This window comes from Paracraurococcus lichenis (assembly GCF_030657435.1).
Taxonomy (GTDB): domain Bacteria; phylum Pseudomonadota; class Alphaproteobacteria; order Acetobacterales; family Acetobacteraceae; genus Paracraurococcus; species Paracraurococcus lichenis.
Genome location: NZ_JAUTWS010000060.1, coordinates 1 through 14936 on the forward strand (window position 1 = coordinate 1; position 14936 = coordinate 14936).

Below are 14936 nucleotides of genomic sequence, written 5' to 3' on the forward strand. Positions count from 1 at the left end.
GAGCGTTGTGGTGCTGGCGCATTCTTGCACCACGATGCCGAGCAAGGAGCTTCCCTGCTGCCCGGTTTGGTGAGCCGGGCCGACGTGATAGTTTTTCCGGTAGACTGCGTCAGCCATGACGCCGCTCTCGCCGTGAAGCGCCTTTGTCGCCAGCTAGGGCGAGATTTTCTACCACTCAGATCTTCAGGCGCGGCCAGCTTGATGGCGGCTCTGCGAAACGTAGCAGCAACCAACGCCGTTACCTGATGGCGTAGTGCAGCGCCGCCACGGACTGGCTCTCACCGTTCGATCACAAGGGAGCACGACGACATTCCCGCTGTACTGTGTGCCAGATGCGCCAGTACCCTCGGGTTCACATCTGCAAAACGACGCGGAATCGCGCTTTCCCACTTTTCAGTATCTGCCCAGGTACCTTCGCAAAACACGGCCTACAGGCGGCCTTGAGCCGGAAAAATGTCTTTGATGCTCACAAAGTCGCCCACAGCCCGCTACACAGAGGGGTACCTGGGCACGCCAGAGGGGGTACCTGGGCAGTAACGCATTTACCATAGTTCCAGGAATCAGTACGGTCGGCTGCGGCGTGTCGGGGGACCTCCCCGCGCTACCTCGCGTACGAGATGCGGTAGATGGCGCCGGCCCAGTCATCGGCAACCAGGATCGAGCCGTCCTTGGCGACGATGATGTCGTTGGGACGCCCGGCATAGTCCTGCTTGCCGGTGATCCAGCCCTCGGCGAAGACCTCCTGCTTCGCGTTCTTGCCGTCGGGGTCGACGGTGACGCGCACGATCCGCCCGCCCTGGTAGTTGTGGCGGTTCCAGGAGCCGTGCTCGGCGATCAGAATGCTGTTCTTGTACTCCGCCGGGAATTGGTTGCCGGTGTAGAACTTCATCCCGAGCGGCGCGACATGCGCGCCGAGGTTCAGCGCCGGCGGCGAGAACTCGTCGCACTTGTGGCCCATGGCGAATTTCGGATCCGGCATGTCGCCCTGGTGGCAATAGGGATAGCCGAAATGCTCGCCCAGCCGCGCGACATGGTTCAGCTTGTCACTCGGCATGTCGTCGCTGATCCAGTCCCGGGCATTCTCGGTGAACCAGTAATGCCCCGTGCGCGGGTCGATGTCGCCGCCGACGCTGTTGCGCACGCCGAGCGCGATGATCTCGGCGAGCCCGTTCGGGTGCACGCGGCGGATCTGCGAGACGCTGGTCGGCGGGACGCCGATGTTGAAGGGCGGGCCGAAGGGCAGGTACATCGCGCCTTCCTTGTCCATGACGATGTACTTCCAGCCATGCGCCACATAGGGCGGCATGTCGTCATAGACCACGACCGGCTTCGGCATGTTCTCGAGCTGCGACTCGGCATTGTCGTAGCGCAGCAGCTTGTCGATCGCGACCACGTAGAGCGAGCCGTTGCGGAAGGCGACGCCGGTGGGCATGTTCAGGCCCTTGAGGATCGTCGCCACGCTGCGCTGGCCGTTGCGCTCGGTCACCGCATAGACATTGGTCGCGCCGAAGGAGCCGACGAAGAGCGTGCCGTTGTCGCCCCAGGCCATCTGCCGCGCCTCGGGGATGCCGTGCGCATAGACCTCGATCTTGAAGCCCGGGGGTAGCTTGATCTTCTTGAGGTTGTCCTGCAGCTCGTTGAGCGGCGTCGGCGTCGCCGGGCCGACCGGCGGGGCGAGGCCCTTCTGCGCCTCCGTCTCGTCGCCGAGGAACCAGTCGGGCGGCGGGTTCTGCCAGAAGCTCGGCTTGCTGCTGTCGTAGCTCTTCAACTGCGCGGAAGCGACGCCGGCGCCGAAGGTCACGGCGGCCGCAACTGTCGCAACGAAGAAAACGGATCTGCTCAGGCGCAAGCTCCCCTGCATGACGTTCTCCTGCAGCTCCAAAGGGCGTTATTGTTGAGCGAAGATAGCGGAGCATACTGAGCCATCTGCATGCAAGTGGGAGAATGAGCTGCATGAGTTGTCATTCTGAGGCGTCAACGCGCGACCCGTCGGGCGAGCGTGGCGAGCCTCGGAGCAGCCGCGCGCTGTATGGTGCGCTCGAGAGCCCGGTAGTCTTGGACGAGATGCCGGCCCGTGCTCGTCAGCGCCGTGCCACCGCCTCTCGATCCGCCGGCCAGCGCTTCCACAACACGGGCATGAGCCAGCTTGTTCGTCAGCGCTACAAGATCCCAAGCATGTTTGTAGCTGAAGCCGAGCGCGCGCCCAGCACCCGAGATGGAGCCTTCGCGGTCAATGGCTTCCAATAACGCGACAGCCTCAGGGCAGAGGCGGCCGCCCGGCAAAGCGATGGTCGGGCTGATGAGCTCTGCGATACGCGGGCTCCGGACGGCAGGTCTGGCCGCCGCCGCTGTCCGCGACCGTGAGGAGCGGGCCACCTTGGCGTCCCCTATGGGTTGGGCTTTGTCCCGATAAGCGCGCAGAACGGAGAGGCAAGCACGTCATCAGGAGCCGAGATGAGCAGGACATTTGCGGAAGCTGCGGCACTCATGTCTTCGAGGTTCCCTGTGCTCGGAAGCGGCAGACATTCAAGTGGGCTGGCCAAGGCCAGCCCTGCCCTACCTTCCAGGCAGGTGCTCGGTTGCCAGCGGTGGCGGACTGGTTCTCACTGGCCCCTCCGGTACGGGTACGAGGCTGGATAAGATGTCCGGTGTTGTCCCGCGTTTAGAACAGCGCCGCGAAGGGCAGCACTCGCACGGTATCGCCTGGTGCCACCCCGATCATCGCTTCATCCAACTCGGCAAAGGCATCGCTCTCGGTCAAAGTGGTCTGCATCCCGGAACCTACCCGTTCGAATTTCTCGGCAACAGGCATCACTGCACCTGGGCGCAACCGAACCTGGACATACTCTCGCCGCCCGATCTTCTTGCAATGGTTGAATCCAGCCTCAACCGGGAAGCGGGGCAGAGGCTCGTGCTCTGCGCCGGAAAGCCGCAGCACTAGGGGCCGCGCCAAATGCAGAAAGGTGATCATCGCGGCCACGGGGTTGCCCGGCAGACCGAGCACCGGCTTGCCGCCGTCCGCGCACCGCAGCACACCCATAGCCACTGGCCGACCCGGCTTCACTGCGAGGCGCCAGAAGACCAGCCGCCCACTCTGCTCGATGGCGGATCGGACATGGTCCTCCTCCCCGATAGACACACCGCCTGAGGTCAGCAGCAGGTCATGATCTGCGGCCGCCGCCTGCAGCGCAGCGGAACTCGCCCCAGCGTGGTCGGGCAAGATGCCGAGGTCGGAAGTTGCGGTTGGCAGCCTTGCCAGCAGGGCAAGCAGGGCGAACCTGTTGCTGTCGTAAATCTGTGCCGGGCCGCGCGCACCGCCTGGCATGGCCAGTTCGTCACCGGTCGAGAAAACTCCCACTCTAATCCTTGGCATGACCGGCAGCGTGGCGCAGCCAAGCGCGGCGGCGAGGCCGATATCCGGCACTCGCAGGCGTCGCCCGGCAGGAAGTACGACTGCGCTCTGGGCGATGTTCCTGCCGTTATGGCGAAGGTTGGTTCGGAGCCTCGAAGCGAGTGTGGTAGCCGCGCCGGGCGCACGGGATTTATCATTCTGCACCGGCCGGCTGCCGGTGTCCGGCAACATGGGGGCATCCGTGACAATCCGGCCGCCCTCGTGCTCGGGAGACGGCACGTACAGGTCATGTGCCAGCACCCGGCCGAGGGCAGCAGCCAGCGCCACCCGCTCCTCCCCGAGCAAAGGCGGGACACGCTTGCCAATCAGCGCCTCTGCCGCGTCGACCGAGAGTGGCGCACTCCCGGAGACGAAGCAGTCATCCGTGAGCTGTGTCACGCTGCTTCACTGCCCCTCAGCTGTTGGCAGCGACCGCATGTCAGGCGGCGGTTACACGCCAAATCGCGTTGCCCACGTCGTCCGCCATTAAGACGGAGCCGTCTGGTCCTCGCGCCACGCCAACTGGGCGTCCAAAAGCCTCACGTTCGTCTGGTGAAAGGAAGCCCGTTAGGATGTCCATCGGCGCGCCCGTCGGGCGCCCGTCCAGGAACGGCACGAGCACGAACCTGTAGCCGCTCAGTTTGCTGCGGTTCCACGATCCATGCTGCCCGATCGCCATACCATCGGGAAAACCAGGCAATGTTCCCGCGGGGAGCCAACACAGCCCCAGGGACGCCGTATGACCACCCAGCGCGTAATCCGGCGTGATGGCTTTCGAGACCATGGCGGCATCCTGTGGCACTCGCTCATCCACTGTTTTCCCCCAGTACGAGTAGGGCCAGCCATAGAAGCCGCCATCGCGCACCGATGTCAGGTAGTCGGGAGGAGTTTCGTCGCCGAGGCCGTCACGTTCGTTGACGACTGTCCAGAGCACTTTGGTCTGCGGCTCCCAGGCCATTCCTACGGGGTTGCGTAGGCCGGACGCAAAAATGCGAACCGTCCCAGTCGCCACATCGAACTCGTGAATGGCTGCGCGGCCTTCCTCGATCTCCATGCCAGCCTCTGCAATGTTGCTCAGAGATCCGACGCCGATGTAAAGCTTTCGACCGTCCAAGCTGGGCAGGAGACTCCTCGTCCAATGGCCGGCTGGCTTGAAGCGCGCCAGTGTCCGTCCTGGCCCAGCGACGCGTGTTTCTCCCGGCGTATAGGAGAATGCGACAAGGCTGTCAGTGTTGCCGACGTAGAAAGTGTTGCCGAGGAGGGCCATCCCGAAGGGCTGGTTCAGGTTGTCGAGGAAAACCTCCCGGAGTTCAGCCACGCCGTCCCCTTCGGCATCTCGTAGCAGCGTGATACGGTTGGCGCTTGTGCCCATGGCAGCCGCCCGCCGCATGGTGCTAAGCATTGCGTAATCAAACAGCGACCTTGGTGGCCTGTCCATGCTTGTTGCTTCGGCAACAAGGACATCGCCGTTTGGCAGCACTTGCAGCCAGCGGGGGTGATCCAGACCCATTGCGAAGGCATTGACCTTGAGACCGGCGGCCGCCGCCGGTGTCTGCCCCTGTGACCACCCTATGGCCGTCGGCATCTTGAGAGTCGGAATGTGACCCTGCGGCCGCGCTTCCGGGATCGTAGGTTCCTCGCCCCAGGCGGGAATTGGGGCGGGCTGCATCCGCCGTCGTAGCACCAGTGCGGCACCACCGGCCAATGCAACAACATGCGCGAAACCCGCTGAAAAGCTCACTGGCCCATCTCCTAAATCACCACAAGCGGCTTCGACACGCAGACCTCACGCCCCGGCACACGCCCCCGAGCTCGTACCCGATCCTCTGCACGCCTCGCTGATCCTTCCGACTGAAAATCTGCTCGGGAGGCGAGCGCCGATCAGGGAGGGATGCAGACTGGGGAGCGGGCCTCAGACACGCAATCGTCGCGTGGACAAGGGTCGGCTCGTCCTGGCTGATGATATGCTCGGCGCCTCGGCCGGCGTCGTGGGTGGCCAATACCGCACCTGGGTGGGCCAGCACGGTGTTGGCCGCCCGGCGTGGACGATCGAGACCCACCACCAGAACCTCAGCCTTGCCCAGCGTTGTGCGTATGTGAGTATAACGAAGCGTCGGCTGCAAGAGGGTGTCACCATGGCCGGGACGAGCGGAAGAGACGAATATGGTGGAGTGCCGCCTCGCCGCGCCTGGCACCAGCCTTTGGCAGATTTTCGACAATAGGACGACAACGTCGCTTCGCCAGAGTGACATGGGAAGCCCATCGAGAGGGGGACCGCCGATGCCGGAAGACGACGAAGGGTCAGCCGCCACGCTGCCGGAGCCGACAGGAACGGTGGAGGCCGTGCTCGGCTGGCGCCTCGATCGCGCCGCCGCCTACGGTACCTTGAAACTACGGATCGCGGATGGGACGGAACGTAGCCTGGCTTTTCCCGGGTCCCTGCTGACCCGGCTGGCGCTGGCCGCCGTCGCGTTGTTCACCGAGCGGCAACAGCAGGAGGCGCCGCAAGGGCCGCCGGTTCTTCACCCTGTGCGTGACTGGGCGGTAGAGCCGATGCCGTGCGAGCCGGAACAGCGCCTGCTCACGCTGGCGACGGTTGACAGTTTTACGCTTACCTTCCTGCTGGGCCAAGCAGATCTGGAGGCCATCGCGCGCGCCGCTTGCTCCGTCGTGCCGGCATCGGAGACCAGGCATTGAACGAGCCGGCCCCGCAGCGATCCGGTGATCGAGCCGCAGCCACCACCAGCACCTCCGCCTTGTGCGCGAATGTATTTTCGTGACTATAGCGACACACGGGCGGCAAGAGGGTTTTGCCATGTCTGAGGCGATCGGACAGGAGAAGGACGGTGGGGCATGCCGCCGGGTCGTGGTGCACGGCCTCCTTGATTGGTCGGTGCCGGATGGCAATCTCGGTGTGCTGCGCTTCCTTGAGCAGGACGGCGAAGACTTGGTCGTCGCGGTACCTGTGAGCACCGTTCCCCGTCTGGTCATGGCCTTGATGGAAATGGGAACCGAGGCGGCTCGGCAACGCGCGCTGCGGGATGCCGGCGTCTCAGCCGAACCAAGCCCCAGCGGGACGGCCTGTCGCCTACTCGCACTCGGCACCGGGGCGAGCGATGCGGCGCTGGCCCCAGGCTGTAGCGGCGTCTCCGGCGGGCGGCGCACAGTCCCATGATGGAAACCCTGCCCGGTCACTGCGGCCGCGTACCGCTCTCCTTGGCGCCTATGACGGAGGCAGGGGAGTGGTCTTGAGCCGGCTGGCCGGCGTGGCGGCTGTGATTGCCTCCCTTGCGACGGCACCGGCTTTGGCGCAGGAGCCGCTTCGGCTCTTCGCCGCCGGGTCACTACGGGAGGCAATGAACGAGATCGCAGTCGCCTATGGCCGTGAAACCGGACGCCAAGTGGCGGCGAGCTTTGGCTTCTCCGGCGTCATGCGGGAGCGCATCGAGCACGGTGAGGCGGCGGACCTCTTTGCTTCCGCCGACACCGGCCATCCGCAACGGCTGCTGCGGGATGGTCGCGCGAGCCGCGTCGTGCTGTTCGCACGCAACGCTCTATGCCTTGTGGCGCCATCCGGCACCGGGTTGTCGGACCGTACAGCCGTGCAGTTCCTGCTCGACCACTCCGTCCCGCTCGGTGTTTTCCCCCCGGTGCAGGACCCGGTCGGGGACTACACGCTCGAACTGTTCCGTCGCCTCGAAGCCGAGCATCCGGGCGCCGAGGCAGCCCTGCGCGCCCGCACGACAGTCATCACGGAGGCGTTGCTGGACCGTCCCCTGTCAGCTGGTGAGGATCTCGCGGTGGCACTGCTGCAGGATGGCAGGATACGCCTCCATGTCAGCTATTGCACCACCGCGCGGATCCGCCTAACGGCGGCGGTGCCCGGTCTGGAGATCGCCGCGCTTCCTGCCGCACTCGCAATCGGGCCTGCCTATGGACTCGCCGTGCTACGTGACAGTCGGGCGGGTGCGGAGGACTTGGCGCTGTTCATCCTCGGGGAGGTCGGACAACGAACCCTGGCACGCTTTGGCTTCACGCCGGTTACGCTGCCCTGAGCCCAACTATCCAGCTTCGTTGCCAACGGGCGGTGGGCGGGGCGACACGGGCGTGGACTGGATGATGGAGGTGGTGGTCTGGCCATAAGCCAGGAACCGATCCAGTACTCCGTCAAGAACGCGGATTGAGGCGATCTGGATCCGCAGCATCAGGCAGTCCTCGCCTGTGACGCGGTAGCATCAGCCCCGAATGACGCCAGCTTCCTCCAGTTGCGCAACACGCTCCCGCACCGCCGGTGGCGAGAAGCCAGCAGCGCGCGCCAAATCAGTGACCGCTGACCAAAAGCGTGGGTGCTCATCCTCGTCAACTTGGCCCGCGCGGCCGTCATGCCGGTTACCCGCCCTGCCTCCGAGCACGGCGGCGGCCACCACCTTCGCGGCCGCTATCGGCCTGCTCTGGACCGGCACGGTGCCGCCGACCAATGGCCTCGTAGCCACGTGCTGGGGCCCGCGTAACCTTGGCTTCCTCTTCGGCCTGGTCTACGTCGGCCACCAGCTCGACGCCTTTGTCAGCGCCTGGGCCGGCGGCGCGTTGCATGATCGCACCGGCGCGTCGCGCTGTGCCATTGGAGGGCGACACCGAGCATCCGCGACCCTTTGCATTCGCGGAGGGCGCCGCATGAGGCTCTGGACAGGCTTGCTGCTTTACGGCGGCGCGATGCTCGGCGTCGCCCTCTGGTGGCAGGCCGCCGCCGCGATCCTGCTCGACTTGACTGTGAAGGTATGCGGTCGAGCGAGGCGCATGGGCCAGACCGCAGCGCGACCGTTCACCCCGGCGCCGCAATGGCAATTTCGCGCACAATCGGCCTCGTCGTGCGCGAGGCCGAGAGCGGCACCGAGGGAGCAGTATCCCCGCAGTGCGCCGATCGGCGCGATTGTCATGCTCGCCTGGTGCGTCTCGCAGTGCGTTCGTCGACCTGTGCGATCTCTCGGCGGCGTCTCTCGATGCGCCTGCACCATGGCGAACCGACTGCTGGTTCTCGATGCCTACCTGGCCTCTGTCACTCTCGTTACCCTCCGTTACCATGTGCAGTGCTGCTGAATGCTGCTGCTGATGCGCCTATGATGAGTGGACTAGTTGCGAGGTGCTGGGCTGCATCAGCATTGTCTCCCCCGGCCTCGGGTTTGCGGTCGGCTTCGACTAGCCTACAGGCCGCTGAGGAATGGCTCAGCCGCCTCGCTCCGGAGGTCTCGCAGCGGCGAGCACAACCATCTCGGCGTCGGTGAACAGCCGGCTGCGTGTGAGGAACCGCACGCCTTCGGGTGCCTCAACCGAGAAACCGGCGCCGCGGCCAGGTACCACGTCCAGGATCAGCTGCGTGTGCTGCCAGTATTCGAACTGCGCGGCACCGATGTAGAAGGGGCAGCCGGCGACCGAGCCGAGCAGCACGTCCTGCGGCCCGACCCGGAATTCGCCTGCCGGGTAACACATCGGCGCCGAGCCGTCGCAGCAACCGCCCGACTGGTGGAAGAGCAGTGGCCCGTGTTGCGCAGCCAGCCGGGCAACGAGTGTTGCCGCGGCCTCGGTGATCTCGACCCGCTCCACCATGCGATGCGCTCCTTGGGCAGTGAGGGAGACCATCGGTCCCCTTCCCTGCCCTCCCGGTCAGAAGAAGCCGAGCGCCTTCGGCGAGTAGCTGACCAGCACGTTCTTGGTCTGCTGGTAGTGGTCCAGCATCATCTTGTGAGTCTCCCGCCCGATGCCCGACTGCTTGTAGCCACCGAAGGCCGCGTGCGCTGGGTAGGCGTGGTAGCAGTTGGTCCAGACCCGGCCCGCCTGGATCGCGCGTCCCATGCGGTAGGCGCGGTTGCCGTCGCGGGTCCAGACGCCGGCGCCGAGGCCGTAGAGGGTGTCGTTGGCGATGGCGAGCGCCTCCGCCTCGTCGTGGAAGCGGGTCACCGAGACTACGGGTCCGAAGATCTCTTCCTGGAAGATCCGCATGCGGTTGGAGCCCTCGAAGATCGTCGGTTCGACGTAGTAGCCGCCGGCCAGCTCGCCGCCGAGCTCGGCGCGCTGGCCGCCGGTCAGGACCTTCGCTCCCTCCTGCCGGCCGATGTCGAGATAGGAGAGGATCTTCTCGAGCTGGTCGTTGCTGGCTTGCGCGCCGATCATAGTGGCGGCGTCCAGCGGGTGGCCCTGCCGGACCTTGCGGGTGCGCGCCACCGCGCGCTCCATGAAGCGGTCGTAAATCGATTCATGCACCAATGCACGCGAAGGGCAGGTGCAGACCTCGCCTTGGTTGAGGGCGAACATGGTGAAGCCCTCGAGCGCCTTGTCGAGGAAATCGTCATCCTCCTGCATCACATCGGCGAAGAAGATGTTGGGCGACTTGCCGCCCAGCTCCAGCGTGACCGGGATGAGGTTGTCCGAGGCGTACTGCATGATCAGGCGCCCGGTCGTGGTCTCGCCGGTGAAGGCGATCTTGGCGATGCGCCGGCTCTGCGCCAGGGGCTTGCCCGCCTCCACGCCGAAGCCGTTGACCACGTTGAGGACACCCGGCGGCAGCAGGTCGGCGATCAGGTCCATGACGACCAGGATGCCGAGCGGCGTCTGCTCGGCCGGTTTCAGCACCACGCAGTTGCCGGCGGCCAGCGCGGGGGCGAGCTTCCAGGTCGCCATCAGGATCGGGAAGTTCCAGGGAATGATCTGGCCGACCACGCCGAGCGGCTCGTGGTAGTGGTAGGCGACCGTGTCGGCGTCGATCTCGGAGAGGCTGCCCTCCTGCCCGCGCAGAACGCCCGCGAAGTAGCGCCAGTGGTCCACGACCAGCGGCATGTCGGCATGGATTGTCTCGCGGATCGGCTTGCCGTTGTCGAGCGTCTCGACGAGGGCCAGCAGCTCGAGGTTGGCCTCCAATCGGTCGGCGACGCGGTTGAGCAGGCGAGAGCGCTCCTGCACGGAGGTCTGGGCCCAGGCCTCGCGTGCGGCATGCGCGGCGTCGAGCGCGAGTTCGATATCGGTGGCGGTCGAGCGCGGCACCTCGCATAGCACTTGCCCGGTGACCGGGCTGGGGTTCTCGAACGTGCGGCCCTCGACCGGCGGCACCCAGCGGCCGCCAATGAAGTTGTCGTAGCGGTCGCGGAAAGCGGCCTGCTTCCGGATGGTCTCTATGGCCTGCTGGTACATGGCATACCTCCCTGTGGCAGGTTGCAGATTGCAGCCGCCCTGCGTGCAAGCAGGACGCTAGGAGGCGTCTATCGTTTGGGTCGACGTGATATTTAGTCGAATACAGCGCGGAAGCGTCTTGGCCGGCGGGTGTATCGCCACCCGACAGAGAGGCTTGATCCGAGCTGACGGAAACGCGAACCCAGCCTCGCCCGGCAACGCCACGCACTGCCTTGCGGCCATTGAGGGCGCTGTATACGAATCGACATTCGTACATATGGGGAGGTGTGAGGCATGCAGGATGTGTGCAGCCACATTATTGACACGCATGAAGGAGCTCTCGGCAGCGTCGTGGCGCGACTGTTGAGTGACTTACCCGACTGGGCGCCGCTGCCACCGGCCTTCCTCGATGCGCTCGGGTTGGTGCGGCTCGGTGGTGATGTGGCCGACCCTGGCCTCTACTCGGCCGGAGAGTTCCGGGCGCTGCCGACCACCACGGAGGCGGCGACTTACCTTTCCGGCGCCGGTCAGGTCGCCGACACCTACACCGGCGTGTTGCTGCGCGACCTTCTGGCCGACGCAGGGGGCATCGTCACCGATCCGGCGGCGAAGAACGACATTTTGTCCCATTATGTCGTAGCCACAGGTAGCGATGGTTATCATGCCGTGTTCTCCATCGGTGAGCTGGAGCAGCGCTTTGGCAACCAGCCGGTGCTGATCGCCTATACCGACCAGGCCGGCCAGCTCGGACCGGATGGCTCCGAAGGCTGGTTACGCATGGTCGTACCAGGCGATGCAGCAGGTGGCCGCTACGTGTCGCACCCGGTCGAGCTCACCGTCGGCAGCGGCTCTGACTTCGTCGCCGGTCCTGGTGGCCCCTCGACCGAGTTCCACCTCGACGGCGCCGTGGCGCATCCGGTGAGTTTCGACGAAGCCGGCCTTGCCGCCCTGACCGACGTCACGCTCACTGCTACCTACGCCTCAGGCGCCGGCCAGGTCACCGACACCTACACCGGCGTTCCACTGTGGGACCTGCTGCAGGACGCCGGTGTACTGACCGACCCAGCGGTGAAGAACGACATTCTCGACTTTTATGTTGTCGCAACCGGCAGTGACGGCTATCGCGCGGTTTTCTCGATGGGCGAGCTCGACCCACGCTTTGGCAACGGTGGCGTGCTTGTCGCCTATGACGACGCACTCGGGCAGCTCGGACCCAGCGGTCAAGATGGCTTCGCCCGCCTGGTAGTGCCGGATGACACTGCTGGTGGGCGATACGTGTCGAACCTGGTGTCTATCGAGGTGGTGGACGCTGCGGGTCACAGGCACGATCCTGTATGGGGTTAAACGACACCGGTACCGCCGCCGCCAATCGTGTTGCCTTGCTCACGCCCGGACGGTCGCTTCGCTATTCCCGATAGAATATAACGATTTCGGGACTCCGGCGCGGAGCTGTCCGGCACCGGCTTTTTGGAGGAGACGCGACGTGGTGGTGACACGACGATTCCTGGCCTTCGCCCCGGCGATCCTTGGAGCATCGGCAGCTCTCAGATTCCACAGCGCCCAAGCGCAGGCCGGCTGCGGCACGGGGCCACAACTGAGCGTTTATCACGCGGGGAGCCTGAGTGCGGCCTTCACGCCTCTCGAGACGCTATTCACACAGCAGACCGGCATTTGCGTGACCGACGCCTCGGCTGGCAGCCTGGACGCCGCACGGCGTGTCACAGCAGGGGGCGAGCCCTGCGATATCTATGCCAGCGCCGATGACCGTGACATCGATCTTCTGCTGAAACCCGCTGGATTTGCCGACTACACCATTCGCTTCGCGCGCGGGGCCATGGTGTTGGCCTACACCACGAACAGCCGGAATGCCGGGACCATCGCCGGCTCCGGCACCCTCGCCCCGCCCGATCAGGTGCCGATGCTAGCCGACGATTGGTACCGGCAGTTGACCCAGACCGGCGTGGTGATCGGTAGTTCTCATCCCTTTCTCGATCCCAGCGGCTACCGCACCGACATGGTCTTCCAGCTGGCGGAGCTGACCACTGGCGTGCCCAACCTTTACGACCAGTTGCTGACACACCTCTCGGTCACCCGCGCCTCAGATTTGCTGGGCCAGACCTACGACTACCAGTTCACCTACGAGCACAGTGCGCGCGCCGCCTATGCTGCGAACCCTGGCACCTACCGCTATGCACGGCTGCCGGCTGCGGTCGGGCTGTCAGATCCGCGACTGAATGCCTCGTATGCGAAGGCTGGTGTTGTCGTGCCCGGCCTGCGCACGCCCGAAGCGGAGCCCTATGTCCGCATCCCGGCCAGCCGCACGCGCTGGGGCCTGACGATCCTGCGCAATGCGCCCAATCGTGACGCTGCAGTCCGTTTTCTGCAGTTGCTCCTCGGAGAGCAGGGCTTCGCACAGCTGTCGGACACAGGGCCAGAGCCGATCAGCCCGGCGCTTGTCACCGCTGAAGATTATACCCGTCTGCCTTCTGAGTTGCAGGCTCTGGTGCGCATTGGACGATCACCTGCCGACTGATCCCGCTCAACGACTCGTTTGCTGGCCGGGGTCTCTGGCGGCCTTGGCGCGGTCAACTTTGGTACGACCTTCAGCGGCATGAACGCCGCCGCCCTTCAGGGTGATCACGGTGAGCCAGCCGAAGTAGGACACTTGCGATGCGGCGCCGGCCGGGATTCGTGTCGGCGCCGCCTTCTCCACCCCTTAGGCCGGGCGTGCGCCGGTACGGATGATCGTGCCGACATGCTCGCCGCGCAGCGCAGCGGTAAGCCTGCCCGGCACGAGGCCGTTGACAATCTGCACCCGCTCAAGGTGGCGGGCATTTGCCATGATCTCGAGCAGCACCGGGTCGAAGGGCAACGTACCCTGGTGCTTCGCCAGGTCAGCGGCGCTCGTCTCCCGTAGCAGCGTTGCCTGCTCTCCACCGGGGCTCTTGGGGTCGCGGGTGTATACCCCGTCCACATCCTCCACGATCGTCAGGCCCGCCGCGCCGAGCGCGTCGGCGAGGAGGAAAGCGCCCGCATCGGCCCGGTGAGGCGGGATGCGCGAGATCGGGAACTCATGATGGTGGTAGGGCGGGAAGGCGCTCCCCACGACCGCACGGGCGGCGGAGAGGTGGATCGCAAGCTGGTTGGCAATGGTGGGATGCTCGACATAGGAGACACCTTCCGGTGCCAGCATCGCAGCGAGGATATGGCCGTTCTGACCGGCTTCGCTGGCGGCAAGCGGGGCGAGCGAGCCGACCGGCAGGCCGAGGTCGAGGCCGACGCTGTAGACGTGGCGGGCGCGGAGGCCAGCGCCGGTCAGGATGAGTAGGCGATGCTCGGGCAGGAGCTTGCGGATCTCCTCCACGATCGGGAGGATCGCTTCTCGGCCGCGATCCATGATGGAGCGACCACCGATCTTCACGACCTGCAGCCAGGGTAGGATGCGGATCGGTCGCCCGCCGGCCACAGGGCGGGTGAGATCGCCATCCAGGAGGGTCTGGCGCGCGAGCGGCGAGGCGACATGCTTGATGCTGGTAGTTTCGGGCATGGCGGTCGACCTCTAGTTCGCGGTGATGACAGTGCCGACATGCTCGCCGGCGAGCGCGCGGGTCAGATTTCCTGGGACGAGCCCGTTCACGACCTGCACCTCGCGGACGTGGCGCGAGGCCTGAAGCAGGTCGAGCACCGGAAATTCGAGGATCGAGTCGTGCAACCCGCGCGCCTTCATCTCGCCAACCGAGATCTTCGGAATGAAGGTGGCGTCCTTCGCGGTTTTCGGGTTCGCGGTGTATAGGCCGTTCTCATCCTTCACATAGATCATCGCTTTGCAGCCGAACTGCTCAGCCAGGAGGAAGCATCCGGCATCGGTGCGATAGGGCGGGATGACACCTTCCGGCGCCGGGCGGATCCATAGGCCGTAGGGCGGCATGCCACTGAAAACGACTGCGTTTACCTCGGCGAGGTAGAGCGGCACCGCCGAGAGCCCCGCGCCTTCGACCGTGGAGATGCCGTATTTCGCCAAGAGCTGTCCCAGCATGATGGCGTTCTGGTTGGCGACCGACGCACCGAGCTGCGACAACAGACCGGCTGGCAGGCCGAGCCCCGCGGCGATCGAGTAAAGATGCCGAGCACGGGTGCCTGCACCGGTGCCAATCAGTAGCTTATGGGTGCCGCGGGCAGCGACGATCTCGTCGACGAGCGGATAGACGGCCGAGCGCCCGCGGTCGATGACGCTTTGGCCGCCGATTTTGATGACCGTGGCGTCTGGAAGGATCCGGAAATCTGCCGCCGCCTCTGCCGCGGCGAGAAGATCCGGGTCGGTCAGCGATCGCTGCGTGAGCAGAGCCTCGAGCTCTGCCGTCGTGTCGGTCATAGGCCCTCTCGG

14 protein-coding genes and 1 pseudogene are annotated in these 14936 nt (G+C 65.4%); 6 read left to right on the forward strand and 9 right to left on the reverse strand.

The genetic code is table 11. The features are described 5' to 3' along the window. On the forward strand, positions 1 to 246 hold a 246-nt coding region (locus Q7A36_RS31150), incomplete at its 5' end, for a DUF2325 domain-containing protein (RefSeq protein WP_305107690.1). Positions 247 to 601: 355 nt separating this feature from the next. Here the strand turns inward: Q7A36_RS31150 and Q7A36_RS31155 are convergent. The 3 genes from Q7A36_RS31155 to Q7A36_RS31170 form a co-directional block, all read right to left on the reverse strand. Next, positions 602 to 1861 (reverse strand): PQQ-dependent sugar dehydrogenase, encoded by a 1260-nt coding sequence (locus tag Q7A36_RS31155; protein WP_305107691.1) that lies wholly within the window; start codon positions 1859 to 1861, stop codon positions 602 to 604. Positions 1862 to 2662: 801 nt separating this feature from the next. Further along, positions 2663 to 3790 carry a molybdopterin molybdotransferase MoeA gene (locus tag Q7A36_RS31165; RefSeq protein WP_305107693.1) on the reverse strand — a complete coding sequence of 376 codons (1128 nt, stop codon included), beginning with the start codon at positions 3788 to 3790 and terminating at the stop codon, positions 2663 to 2665. Positions 3791 to 3830: 40 nt separating this feature from the next. Then, the gene (locus Q7A36_RS31170; protein ID WP_305107694.1) at positions 3831 to 5132 is read right to left on the reverse strand and encodes a PQQ-dependent sugar dehydrogenase; all 1302 of its coding nucleotides are present in this window, start codon (positions 5130 to 5132) and stop codon (positions 3831 to 3833) included. 539 nt (positions 5133 to 5671) lie between these two features. On the opposite strand from Q7A36_RS31170, the gene Q7A36_RS31175 reads away from it, so the two are divergent. From Q7A36_RS31175 to Q7A36_RS31185, 3 genes are all read left to right on the forward strand, one after another. Further along, positions 5672 to 6088, forward strand: a complete 417-nt coding sequence (locus tag Q7A36_RS31175; protein WP_305107695.1) for a hypothetical protein — start codon at positions 5672 to 5674, stop codon at positions 6086 to 6088. Positions 6089 to 6206: 118 nt separating this feature from the next. Continuing rightward, a complete protein-coding gene (locus tag Q7A36_RS31180) occupies positions 6207 to 6566 on the forward strand; it encodes a hypothetical protein (protein ID WP_305107696.1) in 360 nt (119 codons plus the stop codon). Further along, on the forward strand, positions 6508 to 7446 hold the full coding sequence (locus Q7A36_RS31185; RefSeq protein WP_305107698.1) for a substrate-binding domain-containing protein: 939 nt from the start codon (positions 6508 to 6510) through the stop codon (positions 7444 to 7446). Before Q7A36_RS31180 ends, Q7A36_RS31185 begins: the two co-directional genes overlap by 59 nt. A gap of 6 nt (positions 7447 to 7452) precedes the next feature. Here Q7A36_RS31185 and Q7A36_RS41740 read toward each other — a convergent pair. The 4 genes and pseudogenes from Q7A36_RS41740 to adh all read right to left on the reverse strand — a co-directional run. After that, positions 7453 to 7614 (reverse strand): annotated as a pseudogene (locus Q7A36_RS41740) (hypothetical protein); the annotation flags it as partial. 12 nt (positions 7615 to 7626) lie between these two features. Next, entirely contained in the window at positions 7627 to 7884 is a 258-nt protein-coding gene (locus Q7A36_RS41745; protein WP_370655734.1) for a winged helix-turn-helix transcriptional regulator, read from the reverse strand. 730 nt (positions 7885 to 8614) lie between these two features. Continuing rightward, positions 8615 to 8995: a DUF779 domain-containing protein gene (locus Q7A36_RS31190; protein ID WP_305107699.1), complete on the reverse strand. Its 381-nt coding sequence runs from the start codon at positions 8993 to 8995 to the stop codon at positions 8615 to 8617. Positions 8996 to 9052: 57 nt separating this feature from the next. Then, positions 9053 to 10573 (reverse strand): aldehyde dehydrogenase, encoded by a 1521-nt coding sequence (adh, locus tag Q7A36_RS31195; protein WP_305107700.1) that lies wholly within the window; start codon positions 10571 to 10573, stop codon positions 9053 to 9055. Between the two features lie 273 nt (positions 10574 to 10846). Between adh and Q7A36_RS31200 the strand changes: the two genes are divergently transcribed. Both Q7A36_RS31200 and Q7A36_RS31205 read left to right on the forward strand, forming a co-directional pair. Beyond that, positions 10847 to 11896 (forward strand): molybdopterin-binding protein, encoded by a 1050-nt coding sequence (locus Q7A36_RS31200; RefSeq protein ID WP_305107701.1) that lies wholly within the window; start codon positions 10847 to 10849, stop codon positions 11894 to 11896. A 139-nt stretch (positions 11897 to 12035) separates the two neighbouring features. After that, positions 12036 to 13085, forward strand: a complete 1050-nt coding sequence (locus tag Q7A36_RS31205; RefSeq protein WP_305107702.1) for a substrate-binding domain-containing protein — start codon at positions 12036 to 12038, stop codon at positions 13083 to 13085. Positions 13086 to 13268: 183 nt separating this feature from the next. Here the strand turns inward: Q7A36_RS31205 and Q7A36_RS31210 are convergent, their stop codons facing one another. After that, positions 13269 to 14099, reverse strand: a complete 831-nt coding sequence (locus Q7A36_RS31210; RefSeq protein ID WP_305107703.1) for an amino acid kinase family protein — start codon at positions 14097 to 14099, stop codon at positions 13269 to 13271. 12 nt (positions 14100 to 14111) lie between these two features. After that, on the reverse strand, positions 14112 to 14924 hold the full coding sequence (locus Q7A36_RS31215; protein WP_305107704.1) for an amino acid kinase family protein: 813 nt from the start codon (positions 14922 to 14924) through the stop codon (positions 14112 to 14114). Positions 14925 to 14936 lie beyond the last annotated feature (12 nt).